Genomic DNA, 411 nt, shown 5'->3' with positions numbered 1-411 from the left:
TCAAGCTTGAACAGTACCGGTACCGGACGCTGCGACCATACCTTCATGGTAAAGGCGCTGCCGGAGGGCAGGTTTGCCGTGCCACCCAGGTCCAGGGTCGCGCCGCCAAATACCGCACCGTCAAACTTCAGCATCTGCCCCACCTGGGCACTGGTATTGCCATCGGTATCCGGGTTGGCCACGACCGATGCCTGGCCACCTTCAAAACCGCCGCCCTCGAGGAACACGAACGCAGCAGGGTCACCCTCGAAGTCCACTGGCAGCACAGGGTCCGGGTCGACGACATCGCCACCGGTATCGCCCCAGCTTTCACCGAGGACTATGTCGTCAAAGAGGAAGGTCCAGTTATCCGGATCAGTCTCCGCTGCACCCACAGTGCCGTTGTCGAAGATCAGGGTGATGCCCGTTGCA

General features: G+C 61.3%; 1 protein-coding gene. It reads right to left on the bottom strand.

Annotated features, from left to right (window positions below; all coding sequences use genetic code 11):
• A partial coding sequence (locus CWI75_RS18390) for a hypothetical protein (protein ID WP_162300028.1) occupies positions 1-411 on the bottom strand: 411 nt, incomplete at both ends.

It is taken from the genome of Kineobactrum sediminis (genome assembly GCF_002868715.1).
Classification (GTDB): Bacteria; Pseudomonadota; Gammaproteobacteria; order Pseudomonadales; family Halieaceae; genus Kineobactrum; species Kineobactrum sediminis.
Note: the sequence above shows the minus strand (reverse complement) of the source record. Positions and strands in the feature narration are given on the sequence as shown.